This is a genomic window from Geomonas sp. (assembly GCF_035254065.1).
Lineage (GTDB): Bacteria > Desulfobacterota > Desulfuromonadia > Geobacterales > Geobacteraceae > Geomonas.
The window spans coordinates 1-5,684 of the sequence record NZ_DATFBA010000258.1; the positions used below are offsets into that span (position 1 = coordinate 1).

The following is a 5,684-nucleotide window of genomic DNA, read 5'->3' on the forward strand; positions in this document are numbered from 1 at the left end:
CTGCGGCCGTCGCATAACCGCCATCAACAAGGCGTCCGGCTCCTGCCAACTCTTCCCTTCCACCGACAGGGAGCCCCCGGAGATAGCAATGCCGTCCGGCAACGGCGGCACGAGCGAGCGGTCGCGCGGGACGCCGCAGAAGATCAGGTCATGGCCGCCGATCTCCTGGCGATTAAGCTGTTCCTCGCGCAGGATCGGCGCCCTTTCCTGGGAAAGAGAGGCCAGCAGGTACTTGAAGATATCAGGCGCAGCGTGACAGTCTGCGGAGACCACACCGATGAGGGTGCTGGACCCCTTGATGCTGTTTACGGTGGCAGGGATTTCGCCCGCGGACAGGATTCGGAAAACATCGGCATCCGGGTCCAACAGGAGCCAGTCGGGCCTTGTTGCGTCAACGACTGAGAAAGGGGTCCGTTCGCCCATCACGGCCACGGCGTCGTTTCGGGGGCTTCCTGCCCCCTTCAGACGTACCGGCACCGTGATTGAGTAAGGAGGAGCTTGCTGGTGGATACTCCCGGTTACTTTCCACCCCTTGTCGCTTGGCTCACTGGCGGCCTCCCCCAGCGATAGGCGCGGCCCCCCGGTGCGGCTGAGGAACTGCCTCATGAATGGTTCGATGTCCTGCCGCCCGGAGCGCGAGAAGGCACGGATGAAATCGGTCCAGGAAGCGGTGCCGTACATGTGCTCACGGCAGACCTGGCGCAGGGCGTCGAAAAAGGGGCCGTCGCCGATCTTCTTGCGGACCATGTGGAAGAGCATGGCCCCCTTTCCGTAGCCTATGGCACGGGAGGACGGGTCGCTGCGGCTTTGAAAGGAGGTAAGCGGGAAGTCGTTGGCCGGGGTGACCAAGGTGGAGTAGTCGATCAGCAGCTGCCGCCGGTAATCGCGCCCCTCGGCGGGGGAGCGCCGCTCCTTCAGAAGGTAGTCGGCCAGGTAGGTCACAAGTCCCTCCGACCAGTTCCCCTCCCGGGAGTCCGCCTCGATCCCGTTACCCCACCAGGAATGGGCGATCTCGTGAGGAAAGCTGGTGTCCACGATGAAGGGAAGCCGGATCACCGACCCGCCAAGCAGGGTGAAGGAGGGGAAGCCGTAACCGGTCGGGAAAAAATTCTCCACCACCGCGAATTTCTCGAAGGGGAAGGGGCCGAACAGCTTACTGTAGAAGGCGATGTACTTGGCGGCCGCATCCAGGTAGCGCGGTGCCAGGGCAGCATTATCGGGGTAGAGATAGCTGTAGATATCGATCCCGTTGACCCGTCTCTCCTGGATCTGATAAGGACCTGCGCAGAGAGAAAGCGCCCCCACCGGCCGGGCCTCCTCCCAGACGGAACTGGTACGGGCACCAACGGTCTCCCTGGAAACCCTCCTGCCGTAGCTGATCGATTCGGTCCCCAGGGGCGCAGTAACACTGAGGGAACGGCGATGGGGGACGGAGGAAGGGACCGGGTACCAGTAAGCTCCGTCCCCCAGGAAGGTCCCCTCACGGGTAATGGCGCCGCTCACCCCGTAGGAGGGATCCTCCCCGGCCGGGTGTTGGGAGACGGTGTCGTTGAACTCGGCGCTGTAGGCGATGAGAACCTGAGCAGGCTCCCTGGAAGCGGGAAGACGGAAGGAGATGATGCCGTCTCGGAAAGAGAACTCCCGTCGGTCGGCCCCCGCCTCCACGAAGGCGATGGTGGCGTTCTCGGCAAGCCTGAGCGAGACCTCGGTGGTGCCGGGGGAAAAGAAAAGGGTGCTCTCCCCTCTCAAGCGGTGATGCTCTGGATCCAGTGTTACGCTGACGTACTGCGATTCCACCTCGCCGGGGATGGTTCCCCGCCCCGCCTCGGCATGAACCGCCCCTGCGGCCCCACACGCAAAAAATACAGCGGCAGCCAGCACAGCGCGGCGCGCCTGCGATACCTTCACCTTCCAAACGGTCATCTATCCCTCCCAAACCGGTGAAACATCACCTTTCCTTACCCTCACCTTCGCCGTGCCAGGCCCGCCTTGTTGTGTAGCAGAAAAGCTGGTGTAAGCTAGCACTGTTACCTCATATTCCGGAAAGACAGGTGGTACCATGTCGATGATCCCCCAGTTGATGCTCCCCCTGCTCCTGGCAGCAACAGCCGCCCTGGCGGACGCCCACCAAGTGATCACCCGGACAAGCGATGGAAGGACCATCGATCTGCCGGAGCTGACGGCCCAGGCGACCGGCTCCGACCTGGTGCTGATCGGAGAATCGCACGACATCAAAAGCCATCACGAGATGGAGCTGGCCGTGATCCGGGCGCTTTGGGACAGAAAACTGCCACTGGCGATCGGCCTGGAGATGATGCAGACCGATACCCAACAGCAGCTGGATGACTGGACCGAAGGGAGGATTGAGGAGAGCCAACTGCGACAGGTCTTCACAGCCAACTGGTCCGATTACGAGATGTACCGCGATATATTCCTCTTCGCCCGTGAACATCGGATCCCGATGATCGCCATGAACGTCCCCAGGGAGATCGTCAGCAAGGTCGCCCACCACGGTTTCGCCTCCCTCACCACGGAGGAAAAACAGGGGCTGCCGAAGGGAACCTCCTGCGACATCAACAATCCCAACACCCGTGTGCTGCTCAAGACCTTCCGGAGAATCGCCAGTCACCGCGCTGCCGGCCAGATGTTCACCAACTTCTGCGAGGCCCAGACCCTGCGCAACAGCGGCATGGCCCTCAACATCGCCCGCTATCACGGCAAGCACCCCGATCGCAAGATCGTCGGGCTCACCGGCATCTGGCACGCGGTCAGAAACGCCATTCCCGAGCAGCTTAGCCGTAACGGCAGCAAGCTCGACTGCCTGGTCATCCTGCTTGAGACCCCCGAAGCGCCGGCCGGAACCTTCGAGGCCGACTCCGCAGACTACCTGATCGACATGTAACGCTGCCAGCGCAGGCAGCCGCCGGTCAGACCTAGCCGTAGAGTCCACTAATCTAGATCCATTGCCCTGCTGATACAAGCATTAATGTCAGACATGGCGCTAAAAGGGAGAGATCCTGTGGCAGGCAGTTGCGCCCTCTCTACAGCATCTTGCTCCAGAGAAGGACCACACCGTTTCCCGACCTTCCGTTGCGGATGAAACCGTCATCATGGGTAAAACCGAGGTAAATGGCTGAGTTCCAGATGAAGGCGCAGTCCAGGTTAACGGTCCCCGCGAACCCCGTCTTACTCCGGAACACCACCTGGTCTATCCCCTCAACCGTGGCCCGCTCCGCCCAGATGTAGGAGCCAATCAGGCTCAGATAGAGGAAAAAGGTAAGTTCCCTGCGATAGGCAATCGAAGCGGTGGCGTATTTGGTGGCCCTGACATCCTGGTAGAAGATGCCGGTGTAATGAGGACGGGCGAGGTCGTCGGCCTCGCTTGGGAATGGTCCGCCATTGATCTGAAAGGCGTTGAAGCGGTCGCCGTGCTCGGTGGTGCCGCCACCCAGATGAACCATCACCCTATCCTTTTCGGACAGCCCCGGGATGCCGCCGGCCCCCTCGATGTATCCCTTCACCTGCAGGTAGTCCCGGTTGACCGATCCGGTGCCGGTCGGTGAAAGAGAGGTCCACCGGTCGCGGTGGGTGAGGTCGACGTCCAGCCCGGCGGCGAGGCCGCGATGGGGAAGCTCCAAAAGGTTCCTGGACAGGCCGTCATAGCGTGCCCGAAAGCGTCCACCCCAGACGAAGGTGTCCGGCGGCACCACCACGTCGCTGCCGGTGTCGCTGGTCTTTTTGGCGTACTGGTACCCCACCCTTCCCAGCAGCTGCAGCCGCAGGTCGTTATCGACGTCGTAGGGGGCGACCCGGGTGCGCAGTCCGGGCCCCAGCGAGGCCATCAGGTCCCCGAAGATCAGTGAGGTCTGCTTGATCTCACTGTTGTCGCGCAACTCCTTGATGTCGACCGGGAGCGAGTAGCTCTCGAAATGGCCGACCAGTTCCCACAGGTCGTCTCGGAGGGCGACCTCCAGTTCGTTCACCACCAGGCTGATGGCATCCCGGGAGCGGTAGTCGTCGGTAAGCCGCCTCACGAAGAGGGCACCGGCGGGGACCCCGACAGTGCTCCCCACCTTGGGCGTGAAAAAGCTCCCCCCTAGCGAGAGGGAGGTCAGATAGCCGCGGTCGATGGCGGGAAGCTGGATGGTGCGGCCCAGGAAATGGACGGTCTTGGCCTCACCGGCAAGCGGGGTGTGATACGGTTCGTCGGCGGGTTGCTCCTCGGCGCATGCCGGGAGCGCTGCCGTCAGCAGATGACAGCAAAGGAGGCCGGTGAGAAGAGAAAGGAGGAAATACCTTCCATGACGCTTGGGGCATTCGGTGGCATTCATGAGGGGCCTCCCAGAGGGGCGTACCTGCTAAGCGTGGTCACCCGCAGGCTCGGGTCCCTATAAATATAATGTACAAAGACCGATGCTCAACCTCATTTGAAGATCTTTTCCTTTCAGCCCCCGCTCCGGCAGGTTAAACAGGAGGGAAATCTCTCCATCGGATCAGTATTGCCCCTTGACAAGCCATGGTTACCATCTGATAAGGTTATCATAAGACAACCAAGGAGGAATTATGGAGCAGTTAACCGCCAGGCAGCAGGAAGTGCTCGACTTCGTGACCGGCTACATCAACGAATACGGCTATCCCCCCAGTCTGAGGGAGATCGGGAGGCGGCTAGGGGTGAGCGGCACACTGGGGGTCATGAAGCACCTAGAGGCACTGGAGAAAAAGGGGTACCTGCGACGCCAGGAAGGAAGCACACGGGGGATCACCCTCGCCAACCAGGCCCAATCGATCAGTCTCCCCATCGTGGGGGTGGTGCGGGCTGGAGCCCTGCACCCCGCCATCGAGGAGATCGAGGGGCACTTCGCTATCGACCGCTCCCAGCTCAAGGCGGGCGGCACCTTCTTTCTCAGGGTGAAGGGGGATTCCATGATCAACGCCCACATCAAGGAGGGGGACCTCGCCCTGGTGCGTCCGCAACCGACGGCGGTAAACCGCGACGTCGTGGTGGCCATGGTGGGGGGCGAGGCGACCTTGAAGCGGTTCTACCGGGAAAAGGGGCAGATCAGGCTGCAGCCGGAGAACCCCAACTACGAGGCCATCATAGTTGCCGAGGGTGAGGCGGAAGTCTCCATCGTGGGGAAAGTTGTTGGCATCTACCGGCAAATGGAGTAATTAGACATGCAGCGCATCGCGGAAAGGGTCAGGGTGGCCGCCATCTTCGCGCCTGGCTGCCAGGTGAAGCCGGTCTGGTTTGAATGGCGCAGGCAAAAGCACGCGGTGACGGAGCTCTCCTACTTCTGGAAAGACTGCTCCGGCGAGGCCACCCGGCTCCATTTCGCGGTCAGCGACGGCAGCAATCTATTCGAGTTGATGTTCAATCTAAAGGACCAGAACTGGACGCTTGAGGGGGTAGAAGAGCCACCGCCGTAAGCGGCGGGTTCGCCTGCATCGGGACAGACGTGGCACCAGAGCGGATCATCCTCCACATCGACATGAACGCCTTCTTTGCTTCGGTCGAGCAGCAGTCCAACCCGGAACTTAGGGGCAAGCCGATCGCGGTGATCGGTGCGGCCAAGAGGACCGTGATCACCACCTGTTCCTACGAGGCGCGCGCCTTCGGGGTCAAGACCGGCATGAACAGCTGGGAGGCCCGCAAGCTTTGCCCGCAGTTGATCTTCGTAGTCGGC

General features: G+C 61.6%; 6 protein-coding genes. 4 read left to right on the forward strand and 2 right to left on the reverse strand.

The annotated features are described in order from the left end of the window. Positions 1-1,923 (reverse strand): M1 family metallopeptidase (locus tag VJ604_RS11925; protein WP_324082753.1); only part of this gene is annotated, 1,923 nt, incomplete at its 3' end. A gap of 136 nt (positions 1,924-2,059) precedes the next feature. On the opposite strand from VJ604_RS11925, the gene VJ604_RS11930 reads away from it, so the two are divergent. Further along, positions 2,060-2,902 carry a ChaN family lipoprotein gene (locus VJ604_RS11930; protein ID WP_324082755.1) on the forward strand — a complete coding sequence of 281 codons (843 nt, stop codon included), beginning with the start codon at positions 2,060-2,062 and terminating at the stop codon, positions 2,900-2,902. Positions 2,903-3,041: 139 nt separating this feature from the next. On the opposite strand, the gene VJ604_RS11935 is transcribed toward VJ604_RS11930, so the two are convergent. Further along, the gene (locus tag VJ604_RS11935; protein ID WP_324082757.1) at positions 3,042-4,331 is read right to left on the reverse strand and encodes a porin; all 1,290 of its coding nucleotides are present in this window, start codon (positions 4,329-4,331) and stop codon (positions 3,042-3,044) included. A 232-nt stretch (positions 4,332-4,563) separates the two neighbouring features. On the opposite strand from VJ604_RS11935, the gene lexA reads away from it, so the two are divergent. The 3 genes from lexA to VJ604_RS11950 all read left to right on the forward strand — a co-directional run. Then, on the forward strand, positions 4,564-5,169 hold the full coding sequence (gene lexA, locus VJ604_RS11940) for a transcriptional repressor LexA (RefSeq protein WP_324082759.1): 606 nt from the start codon (positions 4,564-4,566) through the stop codon (positions 5,167-5,169). 6 nt (positions 5,170-5,175) lie between these two features. Then, complete coding sequence (locus VJ604_RS11945) at positions 5,176-5,427, forward strand: hypothetical protein (RefSeq protein ID WP_324082761.1); 252 nt, start codon at positions 5,176-5,178, stop codon at positions 5,425-5,427. A gap of 29 nt (positions 5,428-5,456) precedes the next feature. Then, the coding region (locus tag VJ604_RS11950; protein WP_518517912.1) for a Y-family DNA polymerase at positions 5,457-5,684 on the forward strand (228 nt) is incomplete at its 3' end.

Bases quoted from the DNA above. Each gene is read 5' to 3' on its own strand.
- lexA (WP_324082759.1), top strand. From the start codon at position 4,564: ATGGAGCAGTTAACCGCCAGGCAGCAGGAAGTGCTCGACTTCGTGACC.
- VJ604_RS11935 (WP_324082757.1), bottom strand. From the start codon at position 4,331: ATGAATGCCACCGAATGCCCCAAGCGTCATGGAAGGTATTTCCTCCTT.
- VJ604_RS11930 (WP_324082755.1), top strand. From the start codon at position 2,060: ATGTCGATGATCCCCCAGTTGATGCTCCCCCTGCTCCTGGCAGCAACA.
- VJ604_RS11945 (WP_324082761.1), top strand. From the start codon at position 5,176: ATGCAGCGCATCGCGGAAAGGGTCAGGGTGGCCGCCATCTTCGCGCCT.